At 28.3% G+C, this 18,353-nt stretch carries 15 protein-coding genes; 1 reads left to right on the forward strand and 14 read right to left on the reverse strand.

The features are described from left to right. Positions 1 to 370: 370 nt before the first annotated feature. Positions 371 to 1,219, forward strand: coding sequence for a hypothetical protein (locus VJI77_RS06830; RefSeq protein WP_323988850.1), 849 nt, complete (start codon positions 371 to 373; stop codon positions 1,217 to 1,219). 137 nt (positions 1,220 to 1,356) lie between these two features. Here VJI77_RS06830 and murI read toward each other — a convergent pair whose 3' ends face one another. The 14 genes from murI to VJI77_RS06900 all read right to left on the reverse strand — a co-directional run bounded on the left by murI (position 1,357) and on the right by VJI77_RS06900 (position 18,351). Continuing rightward, on the reverse strand, positions 1,357 to 2,157 hold the full coding sequence (murI, locus tag VJI77_RS06835) for a glutamate racemase (RefSeq protein WP_323988851.1): 801 nt from the start codon (positions 2,155 to 2,157) through the stop codon (positions 1,357 to 1,359). Position 2,158: 1 nt separating this feature from the next. Beyond that, on the reverse strand, positions 2,159 to 2,995 hold the full coding sequence (gene ispE / locus VJI77_RS06840) for a 4-(cytidine 5'-diphospho)-2-C-methyl-D-erythritol kinase (protein WP_323988852.1): 837 nt from the start codon (positions 2,993 to 2,995) through the stop codon (positions 2,159 to 2,161). A 448-nt stretch (positions 2,996 to 3,443) separates the two neighbouring features. Then, on the reverse strand, positions 3,444 to 4,199 hold the full coding sequence (locus VJI77_RS06845; protein WP_293440928.1) for an acyl-CoA dehydratase activase: 756 nt from the start codon (positions 4,197 to 4,199) through the stop codon (positions 3,444 to 3,446). Continuing rightward, positions 4,199 to 5,368, reverse strand: coding sequence for a double-cubane-cluster-containing anaerobic reductase (locus VJI77_RS06850; RefSeq protein WP_313961492.1), 1,170 nt, complete (start codon positions 5,366 to 5,368; stop codon positions 4,199 to 4,201). The genes VJI77_RS06845 and VJI77_RS06850 overlap by 1 nt, the downstream gene beginning before the upstream one ends. A gap of 220 nt (positions 5,369 to 5,588) precedes the next feature. Next, positions 5,589 to 6,350: an ABC transporter ATP-binding protein gene (locus tag VJI77_RS06855; protein WP_313961491.1), complete on the reverse strand. Its 762-nt coding sequence runs from the start codon at positions 6,348 to 6,350 to the stop codon at positions 5,589 to 5,591. After that, a complete protein-coding gene (locus tag VJI77_RS06860; protein ID WP_313961490.1) occupies positions 6,350 to 7,369 on the reverse strand; it encodes an ABC transporter permease in 1,020 nt (339 codons plus the stop codon). The genes VJI77_RS06855 and VJI77_RS06860 overlap by 1 nt, the downstream gene beginning before the upstream one ends. 12 nt (positions 7,370 to 7,381) lie before the next feature. Continuing rightward, positions 7,382 to 8,464 carry an ABC transporter substrate-binding protein gene (locus tag VJI77_RS06865; RefSeq protein WP_323988854.1) on the reverse strand — a complete coding sequence of 361 codons (1,083 nt, stop codon included), beginning with the start codon at positions 8,462 to 8,464 and terminating at the stop codon, positions 7,382 to 7,384. 273 nt (positions 8,465 to 8,737) lie between these two features. Beyond that, entirely contained in the window at positions 8,738 to 9,808 is a 1,071-nt protein-coding gene (locus VJI77_RS06870; RefSeq protein ID WP_323988856.1) for an ABC transporter substrate-binding protein, read from the reverse strand. Between the two features lie 204 nt (positions 9,809 to 10,012). After that, positions 10,013 to 12,919 (reverse strand): insulinase family protein, encoded by a 2,907-nt coding sequence (locus VJI77_RS06875; protein ID WP_323988857.1) that lies wholly within the window; start codon positions 12,917 to 12,919, stop codon positions 10,013 to 10,015. Positions 12,920 to 12,927: 8 nt separating this feature from the next. After that, positions 12,928 to 14,055 (reverse strand): M20/M25/M40 family metallo-hydrolase, encoded by a 1,128-nt coding sequence (locus tag VJI77_RS06880; protein ID WP_323988859.1) that lies wholly within the window; start codon positions 14,053 to 14,055, stop codon positions 12,928 to 12,930. Between the two features lies 1 nt (position 14,056). After that, positions 14,057 to 15,427, reverse strand: coding sequence for a UDP-N-acetylmuramoyl-tripeptide--D-alanyl-D-alanine ligase (locus tag VJI77_RS06885; RefSeq protein WP_323988860.1), 1,371 nt, complete (start codon positions 15,425 to 15,427; stop codon positions 14,057 to 14,059). Between the two features lie 2 nt (positions 15,428 to 15,429). Further along, entirely contained in the window at positions 15,430 to 16,503 is a 1,074-nt protein-coding gene (locus VJI77_RS06890) for a D-alanine--D-alanine ligase family protein (RefSeq protein WP_323988861.1), read from the reverse strand. Between the two features lie 169 nt (positions 16,504 to 16,672). Continuing rightward, a complete protein-coding gene (locus VJI77_RS06895; RefSeq protein WP_323988862.1) occupies positions 16,673 to 17,443 on the reverse strand; it encodes a YwaF family protein in 771 nt (256 codons plus the stop codon). 2 nt (positions 17,444 to 17,445) lie between these two features. Continuing rightward, positions 17,446 to 18,351 carry a C39 family peptidase gene (locus VJI77_RS06900; protein ID WP_323988863.1) on the reverse strand — a complete coding sequence of 302 codons (906 nt, stop codon included), beginning with the start codon at positions 18,349 to 18,351 and terminating at the stop codon, positions 17,446 to 17,448. Positions 18,352 to 18,353 lie beyond the last annotated feature (2 nt).

Genomic DNA, 18,353 nt, shown 5'->3' on the forward strand with positions numbered 1-18,353 from the left:
AAAAGTTCGTCTGCTCTCGCTGACTTTTTTACACCTAAATTATTGTTTTTCTTTGTACTCTCAAAGTTTTTATCACTATATGAAATTTTTAATGTTTCACAACAACCATTATATTATACAACAACATTTTTTGGTTGTCAACACTTTTTTAAAAAATTTTTTATTAAATTTTTACAAAAAAAGTGACCCAGTTTTCACTGGGTCTTTATTATATCAGTTATTCGAGTGCTTGTCAATACTTTTTTTTAATGTTTTTTGTATAAAATCTTATATTTTTATAAATTAATGTAATTATTTTTATACATAACAAAATTGTGGTATAATAACTCTGTAATTAAATTTACAATAATATTTAATTTAGGAGGATATTATGAAAAAATTTATTAAGTTACTATCTTTAGCTTTAGTTATTACAATTTCAACTTCAGCTTGTTCAAATAAAGGCGTAAATCAAAATATCAAAAAGACTAATCAAGAAGCAGAAAGAATTGCGAAAGATTTAGAAAAGCAAGAAAAAGAGCTAGAAGATAAAGCAAAAAAGCAAAAAGAAATTGAAGAGCAAAAGAAAAACAAAGTAAAACAATATGAACAAGAAATAGAAAATGAAAAGAAGATTAGAGAAGAAGAAGCCGCTCAAGGTGTAACTGTTTCCAATAACAAAGATTATGACTGGTATATGGATCAAAATGTAACAGGAAAATATCACATGGATAATTGTGTTCCTACTTGTACCGCTATGATTTTAAAATTTTTAGATCCAAATAGTAATGATACTGGAGAATCTCTTAGAAATGAATATCTAGCAGATGGTAAAGGATGGATTCCTGATATAATGTTAGATGCATTAAAAAAGAGAAATATTAAATATGTAACATATAATTTTAAACGTGGAAATATGAGTGATATGCCAATAAGAAAATATGTTAAGGATGGTTATATTGGAATGTTTTTTGCAGATATGACTAAAATATCCGGAGCTCGTAATAATCCTTCAACTATCGGAAAGAGCCATAACGATCCACAAGTTGTTCGTCATACTTTTATTGTTAAGGGATATAAATATATAAATAATGAACTTTATTTTGAAGTATATGACCCTGACTCAGGATCTAGAAAATATAAAAATGGTCAACTTGTTGGAAAGGACAGATATTATAAAGCTAGTGAAGTTACAAATGCTATAGTTTGGCCTAACATCTTATTTTTCAAAAGCAAATAGTTAATTTGAAAATTTATTTTAAATAGTAGATAAGCCATTTAGAACGTTTCTAAATGGCTTTTTTTGTGAAACAACAAGGTTCCAGGTACCACCGATGTGAAGCATCCTAGAAAGTTGTAGTTCTTATTTTTATTCATTTATTTTAAATCTACTTTTTTAATATTCGGATTTTTAATATTTATAAAATCAAGTAAATTTTTTCTAAATTTATTTTCATCATCCGTTATATAAAATATATTATTATTGTTTTTCAACTCTTCATTTAATAGATTATTTTTTTCTAAATATCTTTTCATTTCTACTACTGTTTCTTTTGCAGGGTTTACCAAATTTATATTATCACCAACTATCAATTTTATTGTATTTTCTAATATAGGATAATGAGTACAACCCATAACTATAGTATCCACATCTTGAGATATCAATTCATCCAAATAAAATTCAGTCATATCCAATGCTATTTTCGAATCTGATAAACCATCTTCAACAATTGGTACAAATAAAGGACAAGCCTTTGAATAGACTGCATTTTCCAGATTTTCTTTTTTTATATTTTTTTCGTAAGCTCCACTTAAAACTGTGGCATTAGTTCCAATTACACCAATTTTTTTGTTTTTTGTTACAGCACTTGCCATTCTACTTCCGGGAACAATTACTCCTAGTATATACATATCAAACTTTTCTTTAAGCATTTCAAGTGCAACTGCTGAAACAGTATTACAAGCTATAATTAGAGCCTTTATATCCTTTTTGTTCAAAAATTCTATACATTCTTCAGAAAATCTTTTAATTGCCTCTTCACTTCTATTGCCATAAGGAACTCTAGCTGTATCTCCAAAATATACTATTTTTTCATTTGGAAGAACTTTCATCAATTCTTTTACAACGGTAAGTCCACCAATTCCAGAATCAAAAACTCCTATCGCTCTATTATCCATTCTATCTCTCCATTGTCTTTACTTTATAAGTATTTTTATACACTTTTTTAAAAAACTCATAAGCATCATTTATATCTTTATTATTAAATATCCCGAAAACAGTTGGTCCTGATCCACTCATAAGAGATTTAACACAATTAAATTCATACATTTTATCTTTGATATTTTTAATTTCAGGGCAATATGAAATTGACACTTCTTCCATTTCATTATATAAATTACTAAAAAATTCATCATATTTTCTATTTTTATATGTACTTATGAGTTTATCTACTCTTTCACTATTACCACTTGGAACTATTTTCGAATAAACATAAGGCGTTGAAATTTCAACTCCATTATTTACAATAAGAATATCTGTAGTCGGTAAACTTCCAAGAATTTCAAGTTCATCACCTATTCCCTTAGTTCTAGCAGTTTTACCAACAAGCAAATATGGAATATCAGCTCCTACTTTTCTTCCTATCTGTTTTCGATCTTCTAAACTCATTTTAAGTCCTAAAAGTTCATTAATCATCTCAATTACAACTGCAGAATTGCTACTTCCTCCTCCAATTCCCGCAGAAACTGGTATATTTTTATCAATATGTATTGAGAAATTTTCATTAAATTTATATTTTTCTTTCATAACATAATAAACTTTATAAACCAAATTTTTCTCATCTAAAGGAATTTCTTTAGAATTTGAGGTAATTTCAAATTTATCAGATATTTTAACTTCAACTTCATCATATAAATCTATCATTTGCATAATTCCATCTATATTATGATATCCATCTTCTCTTTTTTCAATTACATCTAAAGTTAAATTTATTTTTGCATAAGATTTCCTTTTCATAAAATCTCCTTTATATTATATAAATCCATAGTATACTTTTAGTTATTTTACCACAATTTTAATTAAAAGACAAAAATTTTAAGCTATCATGCTTTTACTATACCTTTTATTATAAAATGAGGTAAAAATTTAGAAGCTAAAAAAGAATTTTTTTTGAATATTTTTTCAAAAAAATTTATAAAAACTATTGACTTATTTTAAAAAGCGTGATATACTTTTGTTAAGTAAAATTTTAGCGCTTAGCATTAAAGATGTTTTACTTTAAAGAATAACATAACCTATATTACTCATTATAATTTCAATGAGTTACTCTCTCCAAATTGCGGTGTACCCCCAAATCACCGTAAAACTTAAAAGAAAGCTTAAAGCTTTCTTTTTTTGTTTAATTTATATAGTAAAAAAAGTTCTGTAAAAATGAGCTAAATCTCAAAACAGAACTTTTTTTATTTTATTCCCCCATCAATGCAGCTCCTAAAGCACCAGCAAATCTTCCTAATTCGTGCGTTTCAACTTTTTTACCTAATAATTTTTCTAAAAGCTCAACCATATAAGCATTATTCGAAAAGCCACCCGTTAAGAAATACAAATCCGCTTCATTTCTGAATTTTCTAGTTTGACCAACAACCTTATTTGCAATTGAGTGAACAACACCACTCGCTATATCTTCTTTTGCTCTACCTTGTCCCATAAGAGAAATAATTTCAGATTCTGCAAAAACAGTACAAGTTGAACTTATAGGAATTGGCGTTCCTACTTTGGATAATTCAAACATTTCATCCAAAGTAACTCCTAATCGATTACTCATAATCTCCAAAAATTTTCCTGTTCCTGCCGAACATTTATCATTCATTATAAAATCACTAACTAAACCATCTGTTATATTTATAATTTTTGTATCTTGTCCACCAATATCAATTACATCACAATCCCTTTTCAACAAATAAATTGCACCTTTGGAATGTGTAGTAATTTCTGTAACAACTCTATCTGCATACGGAACTGAAACTCTTCCATATCCAGTAGCTACAACGAATGAATTATCAACATCAAATCCATTCTCAACTAAATTATTGTAAATTTCTCCAGAAGTTTCTTTACTATTCCAACCTGATGGCATCAATATTTTATAAAGTATTTCATCTTTATCCTTATCATAAACAACAACTTTTGATGCCGTCGATCCTATATCTATTCCTATATTCATTATATCATCTCCAAAAACGCTTCAATTCTAGTTGAAACCTGTCCAACATCCGTCATAGAATAATCAGATTCTATATACATATAAGGCTTGCCTTTCTTCTCTGTTACAAACTTTTTAACTTTTGTAGATTCTACAGCAAATGTATGGCAAGCTTGAAGTACAATTTCTATAACTGCATCTACTTGATATTCATCTATCAACATATCCAAGTCCCTAAATCTCTTTTCATTAGGTGACATAACAGAACAACTTAAGTTAAGATATTTTTTTGCAATCGCGTCAATTGGATTATCCATATTTTCATCAATTAGTTCAAGTTTTTCACGAACACCAGAGCAATTTTCATAAACTACAATATCAGCTCCTGCTTCCTCAATTTTAGTCAATATTTTTTCACGAATTCCTCCTACCGGACAACCAGTAATTAAAATTCTTGGCCTTTTGCTCTTCTTACCTTTCAGTTCGTTTTCCCACATTTCGTAAACTTCTTTAGTTTTTTCAACAATACTTTTGTTTTTTTCTTCTCTATTAAAATTAAAACCAAAAGCATCTTGAGTTCCACTCATTGTAACTCCACTTAAAGGTGAGGGGTTTAGCTTTCCAAGTTCAAAAAAATTTCTTAAATTTTTTCTTTCCTGATTTCCCATCTTTATTGCATCCCAAAGTTTTTCTTCAGTTATTTCCACATCAAAAGTTTCTTCCAACTTTCTTTTTAATTTATAAATTTCATTAGTCCAGAGTTTCAATGATAACTCATCATTATTATTTTGGGGTAATTGCATTACATGAACATTTTTAAAATCTCCCATAAGTTCGTACATTTTTTTCTTTCCGTCACAAGTTGTTTCTCCAATTACAATATCAGAAAAATAAAAATATGGGCAAGTGTCGCTTACAGCAAAACCATAACTTGATTTTATGAGTGGGCAAAGATTCTTAGGCAAATCTCTTTCGGCGTATTTTATAGAATCTTCAGTTGTGGCACATAAGCTAACCGGAATGAGTCCGGCAGCATAAATCACTTCTTGAGGAGTGTATGTACAAAATATACCAGCAACCTTTTGACCAGATTCTTTCAATTCTTTCATCTTTAAAAAACCATTTTTTCTAGTTTCATTAAAATCCTCAAATTTACTAGGAAGTTTAATTTTAGTTGTTTCTTCTTTCATTTTAACTCCTTTCTAGTTTTATAAGTATACATAAAAGCAACTACTTAGATTATATATTATTTGCTTTAAAATGTTAAATTATTTTTTCTTATTAAATAATCATTATTCATAAGATAAATCTATTATAAGCAAAAAAGACAAGTCGCTGACAAACTCATCTCTTTTGCTTATAGGGAACATTATATAATCAAACTATCGTCAATATAAATATCAACTTAAATTAAGTTGTAAAGTTAAGAACATCTAAAATATGCTTTCTATGTTCTATAAACTCATCACTATTTCTATTTCTAGGATATTCCATATCTATCTTTATATCTTCCTTTATAACTCCAGGTCTTGGTGCCATAACAATAACTCTAGTTCCAAGATAAATTGCCTCGTCCACATCATGTGTTACAAGCATAAACATCATATTTTTATTACTTTTCCACATTTCTATTAGTTCATGCTGAATATTCATTCTTGTAAAAGCATCCAAAGCACCCAAAGGTTCATCTAGCAAGAAAACTTCAGGCTCAGTTATCATAGTCCTTATGAGTGCAACCCTTTGAGCCATTCCACCTGAAAGTTGATGAGGATAGAAATTTTGAAATTCTTCCATTCCTATCATCTTGATAAATCTATCAACTTTTTCTTTATTTTCTTTTAATTTCCCTGACATCCTAAAACTAAATTCTACATTTTGTCTAAGTGTCAACCAAGGAAATAAAGTATGTTTTTGAAAAACCATTCCTCTATTAACATTCGTTCCTTCAATTAATTTATCATTTAACTTAAGCTCCCCAGTAGTTACAGGAATTAATCCAGAAACTAATCTTAACAGGGTAGATTTTCCACATCCAGAAGGTCCTACTATACAAACAAACTCTCCTTCTTCAACAGTTAAATTTATATCGTGAAGAACTTCGGTGATACCCTTATTATCAAAATTTGGAAAAATCTTTGTGACATTCCTTAATTCTAATTTTCTCTTTTCCATTATTGTATCACTCCTTCTTGCCATTTAAGAACTTTCTTTCTAATATATCCCAAAGCAAAATTTACTATAACAAATATAATACAAATTATAATTATTGCACCGTACATATTAGAGAATTTCGCCCAACCCCTTTGCCAAGTTATATACCAACCCAGCCCAGATTCAACTCCTATCATTTCAGCAGCTAACAATGATACACAGGCCGTACTCATACCCATCACTAAACCTTGAAAGATATGTGGTAGTGCGGATGGAATTGCTATATTTAAAATTAACTGTCTTTCACTAGCACCCAATGTCCTCGCTGCTTCATAATAGGCTACATCGATATTTTTAATTCCCGTATAACTAGACATTGTTACTGAAAACCAAACCCCAAGTGCAATTACTATTACAGCACCTTTGAAAAGAGAACTTGCGAATACCATTATTACAGGAATCCAAGTAATAGATGGAATTGCTCCTAATAATTTCATAAAAGGAGAAATCCAATAACTTACAATTTTACTATAACCACAAGCAATACCAGTTATAAGTCCAATTAAAACTCCCCAAAAATAACCAGTAAATAATAACTTCAATGAATTTTTAATACAATCTAGCAAATAAGCTCTATCAGTTAACATTGCATTTAAAATATTATCTACCCAAGGAAAATAAGGTAGTAAAAGTGAATTTGTCTTTAGGGTTGCATAATCATATAAAATAAGCAAAATATAGACAAATGTAGCTAGAGGAGCAATATGTCTAATTTTATAATAAACTCTCTTTATAAAGAATGATAAAATTCCAAAAATTAAAAATAAAGCAAGTTGTACTCCCAAAAATATGCCATAAACATCAGTTATTCCATTTTCTCCATAATTAGGAACATAATAAAATTCTAATAAAGCCATTACTATAGCTATTACAGGCAAAAATATAATAATTTTATCAAATAATTTATTTAAATTGCTTTTTGGCTTCTGTTCTATTTCCTTTAACTGTTCCTTAGTCAAGTTTTTTACATCAATACTCATATTTACTCCAAATTATTTTTTCATAGGTCTCCAAATTTCCGCTAAAGTTTCCTTTGAATTAGCTTCTGGTTTTATTAATTTAAATTCTGCATAATCTTTTAAAACATCTGTCAATGATTCAGTAGTTCTCTCATCAGTAACCTTAAAATTATATGTTTCTAAAAATTTTTGGTCAGAATCAGCATTTCCTGAACCCCAATTGTTTTGATTAATTACTTGTGCAGCTTCTTTTTTATTTTCTTCAATCCAATCACTAGCTTCCTTATGAGCCTTCGTAAGTTTTGCTGCAGTTATAGGATTTTCTTCAACAAATTTTTTATTTAAAATAAGTACACAGCAAGGTTCGATTTTAAAATCATCATCAGTAGTTATTGAACGAATCGGTCTAATAATTCCTTGATCAACAAACTTTTGTGCAAACTGATCTGAAAACATCGCTGCATGAATTTCTCCATTTTGCATAGATTGAATAGTTGCAGCAGTTTCTACATTTTTAAATTTAACTTTTGAATAGTCAACCTTATCTCTTGATAAAAATCTTAAAGCTATATTATGGTCAGATGCTCCAATTCCATCATGAATAGCAACCTCTTTTCCAATTAGATCACTTGTTTTTTGAATATCTGAATCTTTTAAAACAAAAAGAGATTTACAACCAGTATGCGCTCCCCTTGTAAATACCATATTAGTTCCGTTTACCGCAGGAACAACAGAAGTAGAAATATGGTCTGTAGTCGCATCTAACTTACCTGTACCAATAGCATCTGCAACAGATAATTGTAAGTTTTTAATCTCACCTTCTAAACCTTGTTTAGCCAAAAATCCCTTAACATGAGCAATTCCTAAACCAGAAGTACAAAGTCCCCCGTTGTATCCTAAAATGATTTTTGTTCCATAACGTGGCTCTTTTTTCCATTTTTCCTCTAAATCAGGATCATTCAAATCAACATCCGAGATGGTCATCTTACTTTCATTTTTTTCTTCTTTCTTTTCAGAACTTTGGCTGTTATCAGCCCTCTTTGCAGTATTTCCACATCCTGAAACACTAAATAGCATAGCTGATAATAACAATAAACTAATTCCTTTCTTATTCATAAACACCCTCCATATAAATAATCGTCAAAAAACTTTGTTAATTTATGTAATAATCTTTTTTATAATTTAAAATATTTTTGACTAAATAAATTATAACATCTTAAATAATTAAGTCAACAATTTATTTATATTAATTTTTAATAGTAAAAGTCCTATTTATTAGTAAATTTTATGAAATAGTTTTACTCAATCAATAATACATTATTAACATATCATAATATATAATAAAAAAGAGTTATAATTAAACAACTCTTTTTTATTAATAATTACTATTTATTTTTGATTAATTGGTTTCCAAACATCTTTCAAAATATCTTTAGCTTCTTTATTTTTATCTATCAAATCAAACTTTTTATAATCTCTAACTATATCATTTAAGGATTTTTCAGTTTGTTCATCTGAAATTCTAAAGCTATAAGCATTTAAAAAGTAAATATCTGTATCTCTATCACCAGAACCCCAGTTATTTGCCTTTACAATGTCAGCTGTTTCTTCTTTGTGATCTTCTACCCATTCACTTGCTTGTCTATGTGCCTCAGTAATCTTTGCAGCAGTAATAGGATTTTCTTCAACAAACTTTTTATTTAAAATTAGTACACAGCATGGTTCAATTTTAAAATCATCATCCCAAGTTATTGAACGAATTGCTCTAATTATTCCTTTATCAATAAATTCTTTTGCATATTGATCTGACAATACACAAGCTTGTATTTCACCGTTTTTCATAGCTTGGATTAAAGCTGCACTTTCTACTGGTTTAAATTTAACCTTAGTTTGATCTACATTATCTTTTGCAAAAAATCTAAGACTTATATTGTGATCACCTGAACCAATTCCGCCATGAACTCCAACAGTTTTTCCTTCTAAATCTTTTGTTGACTTAATATCTGAATCTTTCAAAACAAACATAGTTCTACATCCTGTATTTACAGCTCTTGTAAAAGTTATGTCTAAACCATTAACAGCAGGAATAAGTGATGTTGAAATATGTTCAACCATAACATCAATTTTCCCTGTTGCTATCGCATCTTTAGGTTCTGGATTATTAACAACTTGAGTTTCTAATCCTTGTTTTGCAAAATATCCCTTTGCATGAGTTACCCCTAAAGTAGAAGCACAAAGTCCACCATCAAAGTTTATAATTATCTTTCTTCCATAAGCTGGTTCTTTTTTCCACTTTTCTTCCAAATCAGGATCATTTAAATCAACTTTTCCAATAGTCAATTTTTCTTTAGTATCATCAGTTTTTGTAGTAGTTTTATCATCAGCTCTCTTAGCCGTTTTTCCACAAGAACATAGAACTAATGCAGAAACTAATAATAAAACAAGATTTCTTTTTTTCATAAAATTCCTCCATTTAATAAAATAATTTTTAAATTTTAACTATCTATTTTATTTAATTATATTTGTAATAATTACTTAAGTCAATAATTTTATTATATTAATTTCTTATACAAAAAGCTCTATTTATAAAGATTTTCTATATAAAAAGCACTGCATATGCAGTGCTTTTTATCTTGTGTAATATAATAATATAAAACTTATTGGTTATTTTTTTAAAACCAGAATATTCTTAAATTCTTCAGAATTTTCCTTTATTCTATTTGCATTTCCTACAACTACAAAAGTATCTTGTTCTAATACTTTACCTATTATTTCTGAAAGTCCCTTTAAATCTTCTAATCTTGCATTTAAAAGCTCCTCTAGATAGATTTCTAATTCTTTTTCATCTGACCCAGTAATATACATAATCATAGAAGTATAACCTTTATGTTTTGGTGTAAGTAATGGATTAAAATCTTTTACCATTGAAATTTTAAAACTTTCTAAATCTTCTTCTGAAAGTTCCATTTCTGAAACAAATTCCCCTACTGTTGAAAAAATTTCTTTTGTAGATTTTAAATTAGGATCTCTATAGCTGAACATAATTATTTCACTATCTCTAGTTATACTAAATCCAGCACCATAAGCTCCGCCTATCGCTCTGATATTATTATGCATATGAGTAGTACTCAAAATTTTAGAAAGCAATGCAAAACTTCCTGAATACTCTATACCGTACTTTTTCATATCCCCCGCAAAAGTAACATAATTTACATCAGATGATGTTGCAATTCCTTCTTTTAAATTCTCTTTTTCAAATGTAAAATCATAAGGAGAATCTTCTATTTTAGGAAACTCTTTTACAAGTCCAACAAATTCTTTTTCTATATTATCAAAATTATCCTCTGTTGTTGTTATATTTACAATTGTTTCGTTTAACTTAAACATCCTATTGTAAACAAATTCCATTTTTTCAATCACATTATCAATTTTTTCATCAAAATTCTCAGCTAAATCCTGAATAAATCTCAAATAATCAATACCTTTAACTTTTTCATCATAATAAGCCTTATTTGAATAATATGATTTTGCTCTGTTTATTCCGTAAAGATGACCAGCTCCGATAATATCTTGTTCCAATTCACCTTTTATAGCTAAAACTTCTTCTTTTATTCTATTCTTATCTGTAAAAATTGTTTCTTTTAATAAGACTTTTACAAGCTCTGCAGTTTCTTTAAGTTTTTCAGAGAAAAATTTTACACTTACAACAAATTTTGGAACAAATTTTTCCCTATTTTTTGAATTTGTCAAAGTTGCAATTGTAGTTGAAATTCCTCCACAACGTAAAAATGTTTCAACTGTAAAATCTTTGTAAGACATTGATTTTTTATCCAAAGATTTTAATAGATTTTCGATTAATGATAAATATACTATTTCATCTTTTGAGATATGTTTTAAATCAAAACAAATATCTACATAGTTAATACCTGAAGTAAAAATATCATGTTTTAAAACTGTTATATCTTCCACTTTATCTATGTCATTCGGAATTTTTAAAGTTTCCTTATCAATATCTTCAATTTTTAATTTTGGAATTGTAGCTTTTTGTTCATCAGAACTTTCTGTTTGTTGATATTTAATTAAATTTTTAGTATTTTCAATTATTTTTTCAACTTGAATTTTATTTAATGAGTCTTTATATCTCTTTAACCACTCTTTTTGAGCCAAATCTTTTTTGTCATTAAGTCCAGCACTCGGCGGAAGAACAATAAATGCCTTATGATTGTTATTTAAAATCTTTTCTTCAATAATTCTTTCTAACAATCTATTATTTAGAATTTCTTCTCTAATTTCTGATAAAGCATCATCAAAAGCTAAAGATTCCATAGGATTTTTACCATACAACCAATTGTCACAAACATGTAACATACATTCTATTCCAGCAGTTGTAGAATTTAAAAGTTCTCTTACAGAAAATTCTGTTCTATTCAATACCGCAATTAGTTTTTCTTTTTCAATTCCTTTATTAACAACATCTGTTAAAGTTTTTTCTACAACTTCCTTAAATTTATCTAAATTTTCCCTTTCTGAATTTGTAACATAAACCCCAAAACTTGAAAATTTTGTAGATTCCATAGAAATCGAAGAAACATCTTCGCATATATTTTCTTTAAAAAGAGCTTCTTTTAAATACGCACCTTGCATCTCAATCAAAATTTCATTTAGTAATCTTGATATAATTCCGTCTTTTAATCCATCACTTTCTCCAAAGCAAGAAACATAAGCTAAGAATGTCTTATTTTTAGTATCTTCATCTTTTGAAACTGAATATTCATCAAAGACATTTTTAGGTTTATCAAAAGGTACTTGACTTCCTTCAAAATTATCAAGTTCTTCTTTTTCAAAGTTTGAAAGATATTCTCTATCCAAAAATTCAAGTCTTTCTTCCATGTCACAATCCCCATATAAATAAATATATGAGTTTGAAGGATGATAGTATTTTGAATGAAAGTCACAAAAATCTTCATAAGTTAAATTTGGAATTTCATAAGGTTCTCCCCCTGATTCTTTAGCATAAACAGTATCAGGACAAAGGGCATTATTTACTTTATAATAAAGAGTTGTTTCAGGAACAGAATAAGCTCCCTTCATTTCGTTATATACTACACCTTTAATATTAAGTTCATCTTCTTCATTTTCAAGTTCATAATGCCAACCTTCTTGCATAAAAATCCTTCTATCAGATTTCATCGCAGGATAGAAAACAGCATCCATATATACATCCATCAAATTTTTAAAGTCTTTTTCATTTCTACTAGAAACAGGATAAACAGTCTTATCAGGAAAAGTCATAGCATTTAAAAATGTTGCTGTACTTATCTTTACCATATCCATAAAAGGTTCTTTTGTTTGGAATTTTCTTGAACCAGATAGTACACAATGTTCAATTATATGGCAAATTCCTGTGTTATCTTTAGGAATAGTTTTAAATCCGATACTAAAAGTTTTATTGTCATCATCATTTTTCATCAAAAAAACTCTAGCACCGGTTTTTTCATGTTCAAGTAAAATACAGTCAGAATTTACATCCTTTATATATTTTTCTTGAATTAATTTATATCCTTTATACATATTCCCTCCTATTTTGTAATGAATTCCAAAACCGCCTCTGCCGTTTTTTCCATATCGGAAATAACTAAATATTCTTCAATCGTATGAATTTTGTACATTCCAACTCCTAAAATTACAGAATGGAATCCATTTTTTAAATAAATATTTCCGTCACAACCGCCACCAATTTTAATTGGTTTGGCTGTAATCCCAACTTTTTTATATGCATCTAAAACTCTATTTAATAAATTATTTCCATCAATTTGTTTTAATGGTGGATAATCGTATTTAACTTCAATATTACATTTAACTTCAAAGTCTTTTGCAGTTTTTTCAAAAATATCTATATAATTATCAACATTTTCTTTTGCTTCAATTTCATTCAAACATCTAACTTCCATCTTGATTTTACAATCTTTAGGAACTACATTTGTAGGAAATTCAGATATTATGCTACCTATATTTGAAGTAGTATGGTCATTTAATCTTCCTATCTTCATCTTTGAAATAGCATTACTCATAGCTATAATTGCACTTCTTCCCTTTTCAGGTTCAATTCCAGCATGTGCTGAAGCTCCTTCATAATGAACATTTATCTTATACATACAAGGTCCTTCAACAGCTACAAGATCTGATCCACCACCATTATCTAGTACAAGCATATCTTTTGCAGGCATAAATTCAGATGGAATTTCTTCCCATTTAATTGATTTTGCTCCCAAAAGTCCGATTTCTTCAGATGGAGTTATAACTGCAAATATATCATTATGTGGTAAATTATTTTCAACTAAATTTTCAAAAGTTTCTAAAATAATTGCAACTCCACCCTTATCATCTCCACCTAAAGTTGTTTCTGTTCTTGTTTTAACAAGTCCATCCTCAACATAAACATCTAAATCTTTTGAAGGTTCAACGACATCCATATGAGCTGAAAGAGAAATAGGTTTAAGTTTTTCATCATCACAATTTTTTTCAAGTTTTGCAATGATTACAGGAGTGTTTCCACCATATTCTTCAGAATGGTCATGCAAAATATATTTAATCCCAAGTTTGTCTAACTTTTTAGTTATATACTTCATAACATTTATTTCATTTCTTGAAGGTGAGTAAATCTTTACTAAATCTAAAAATGTATTCAAAAGTCTTTCTTTATCCATATTAAATCTCCTTTAACATTTCAATAATATTTTCCAGTTTCATTCCTCTACTTCCCTTTACCATAATTAAAGTATTTTCTGAAATGAGTTCTTTAACTTTATTTACGACTTCTTCATTAGTTTCAAAATAGAAAAGATTATTTACATTGAAATTTCTATTTGCTCCATTATAAATTTCCTTAGCTAAATCTCCAATACATATTACATAGTCAATCTTATCTCTATCTATTTTTTCACCAATAGAAAAATGTAATCTTCTCTCATCCTCTCCAAGTTCCAACATATCAGAAAGAATTAAAATCTTATTTTTATAACCTTTCATAGTATAAACAGTTTCAATACAGGAAGTTAAACTCTGAGGATTTGACTTATAACAGTCATTTAGAATATCAAAATTAGACAAATGCATTAGTTCCATTCTCATTCCAGTAAGCTTTACTTTTGATAGACCTCTTACAATATCTTCATAACTCATTCCCATAAGCCCTGCTATTGTAATTGCTACTGAAACATTGTAGATTTGATGTTTTCCAATAAATGGAATGCTATAAGCATACTCTCCGATTGAAAAACTACTTCCCTCTTCATCAGAACGAATAGGTCTTATAATCACATCAGAATCTTCTCTTGTCCCTATTTTTATAATCTTTTGATGAATTGTATATTCTTTTATTACTTCCCTTAAAATATCATCATCATTGTTATAAATAAATATTCCGTCAGGCTTTAATCCTTCTAAAATTTCAAACTTTGCTCTTGCAATATTCTCTTTAGTTTTAAGTTCTTGTAAGTGGCTATCACCAATATTTGTGATAACTGCTATATCAGGTTTTGCAATATTTGTAAGAGTTTTAATATCTCCAAAATGATCCATTCCCATCTCTAGAACAACGGCTTCATCATCTAAGTCCATTTCCATAATAGTTTTAGGAACACCAATATCATTATTAAAATTTTTTGCAGTCTTATGAACTCTATATTTTTCTTTTAAAATTGCGGCTAAAATATCCTTTGTACCTGTTTTACCATTTGAGCCTGTTATTCCAATAACCTTTGCTCCTGTCGCTTTTAAATAACTGCTTGCGAGTTTTTGATACGCTTGTAATGTATCATCAACAACAATAATTCCAGCATCAAGATAAGGAGTAGGATGCTTTTTATCCCATAAAGTAGCAACTGCTCCCTTTTGAATAGCATCAAAAGCAAAATTATGTCCATCAAACTTTTCTCCTACAAGCGGAATAAATAAATTGTGAACTTGAATATCACGAGTATCTGTAGAAACTCCCTCTACAACATTATCTTTCATACTTGTAGTAACCAAATTTCCACCTACTATTTTAGCAATTGTCTCCAAAGTTGCTTTTAACATAATTACCCCCTATTTGTAGTCAAAGAATCTTTTTCTTTTTTATTCTCAACGGCAAGTTCAATCAACTCATCTAAAAAGTCGCTATAAGTCTTCCCAAAAGTTTTCATATACATTGCAGGCGCCATAGATACAGCAGTCATTCCAGGAATTGTATTAATTTCATTAACTAACATTTTTCTATCGCTATCTCTTACAAAAATATCAACTCTAGCAAAGCCCTTACAATTTGTAACTGCATAAGCTCTCTTTGCTACTGATTGAATTTCTTTAATTTCTTCTTCAGTTAAATCCCAAGGTATAATGTGGTCTGTTGTTTCATCCAAATATTTTGCTTCATAATCAAAAAATTCTCTAGTAACTTTAACCCCACCAGGTAAACTAGCTTTTAAAATATTATTTCCCATTACTAAAACTTGAAGTTCATCTCCAATAACAGCCTCTTCAACTAAAACTCTATTATCATATTTAAAAGCTTCAATAAGAGCAGGTTCAATCTCTTCTTTTTTAGTTACCTTTGTAACTCCAACACTTGAGCCAGCATTACAAGGCTTCACGAAAGAAACCTCACCGATTCTTTCAAGAATATTTTTTATTTGCAAATCTTTATTTTTATCAAACTCATACTTTGTAACTAAGTAATATTCAGGTTGTAAAATACCATTACCTGCAAAAACATCATTTGCAGTTCCCTTATCCATGCAAACAGCAGAGGATAAAACATTATTTCCCACATATGTAAGATCCATTATATCAAAGAAACCTTGAATAGTTCCGTCTTCTGAAAATGTTCCGTGCATCGCAGGGAAGAAAATAGCATTTTCATTTACAAAATCATTTACAAAAAAACTTGAAATAGAGTCCGCAACATTTCCGCTCCCTTCTACAACCAACTCTTTTTCATTTTCAATATTTTTTGTGTTTTCTCCCAAGTAATTCCATCTTCCACATTTATCCACATAAATAGGAAATATCTTATATTTCTTTCTATCTAAATTATTTATAACGGACTTAGCAGTTAAAACTGAAATTTCATGTTCTGCGCTTTTTCCACCATATAACAAATATAAATTTTTCATAATTAAAACCCCTTCTTTATAATATAAATATCACCTTATAGTATACCATAAAATGAGATTTTTTCATAATTCAAGAATTATTTTTCATTAAAAAAGTGATTTGAAAACAAATCACTTTTTTAAAATTAATATTATATTTTAAATTATCTGAACAATAATCAATAAACATCTAATTTTCAATTTTTCTATGTGATATTTTAAATTTTCCATCTCTTGATTTCATAAAATATGAATGTACAAGATATAAACCAAAATTTAACACCAACATCATAATTGCTATATATGTTATTGGATGCAATCTATCAGCTACATCTTTAAAAATTGGCGGTTCTGACAGAAATGCATAGTTACAGTTTGTAAGACTGTTGAAAATTACAATTGCTATATGCAAAATATTTGTAAAAACAAAAACTTCTGTATATTTTTTAAATGAAATTTCTATTTCTTCTACAAAGAATATATAACAACTTATCCAAAGTAACAAAGTATGTCCAACGAAGAAACTTATCCAAGTATAATGTGGAAATATAAATCTGTCTAACTCTGGTGTTATAAGAGCTACAACAGAACCAACAAATCCTAGATATATACCAATTCTTTTGGATTTATCATTATTAAAAAACACACCATATATCAAGCATATAATTGCAACTCTACAATCATATAGAGGTAAACTTGTCTCTATTGAAAAAGCTCCACTAAATATATACCAAGTATATAGTATTATTTGTTGAAATAATAATACTATAACTAAAAATTTTAAAATATTTTTATTACTATTTTTAAATTTATCTCTATATTTATAAATTAAAATTGCACCCAAAAAAGCAATTAACATTAATACAATATGAGTAAATCCGTATTTTTCAATGTCATAGCCCTCAGGTTCTGATCTAAAAAAATAAACTAAAAAATTTATTATTCTTTCTAAAAAATTCAAAACTATTCTCCTTTAGTAAAAGACCAAGCATTTTTCATCTGAGATTTTAATCTCTCATAACTCCACTTTTCACTTGTATTTGTGGGACTATTTGGGTCGTTTATTATGAACATACCATCTTCATCAACACTAACTAAAACAATATAATGTCCTATTGAAGAAAAATCTCCAGGTCCTACATTTGCAATTATTGGTCTTCCGCTTTTCAACTCCTTTTTAAAAACTTCTTCATCAGTTTTCAAGTCTTTAACTTTTAATCCATATTTTTTTGGAACTTCTGTAAAATATTTCCAACCTGTTCCTGAACCTTCAGCATATTCTTCATACTTTGCCAATTCCACAGGAGTTATCGAATTATCTTTTAGAAGCCCCGCAACAACCATCGCCATCGAAGTTGGTCCACAACCATTTATGGCAATATTGTCATCAGTGTATTTCTTTTGTCCCCAACGTCTATCCCATTGTAAATAATACGGAATATCTCTTTTAAAATCAACACTTTCTCCAGTAAAATTATCCACTGTTCTATTTTCAAGTTTATCTTTTATAAAAAGTTTTGCAGATGGATTTCTATAAAGTAAAGCTAGATATGGATAAGTTAGTTTATCCTTACTTTTTAAAATTTCTTGAATATCTGAATCTTCACTGTTAGCAAGTCCTTCCATAACAGTTTGTTCTGTTAAAATGCTTCCTTTTTCACCAGTATTAACTTTTGTTGAAAGTTTAGACACATCAATTCCATTAGCATTTAAAGTTTTTGTATTAGTTTCAATCTCTTTTACTGTATTAACTAAAACGTCATCTTCTTTTTTTGCAAAAACAAAATTGAAAAATACAAAAATCCCAAATGTATATAATACAAGATAAACACCAAATTTAACAAATTTATTTTGTAAATTTAAATTCATAA

The sequence above is a fragment of the Parvimonas sp. D2 genome (assembly GCF_035282635.1).
Classification (GTDB): Bacteria; Bacillota; Clostridia; order Tissierellales; family Peptoniphilaceae; genus Parvimonas.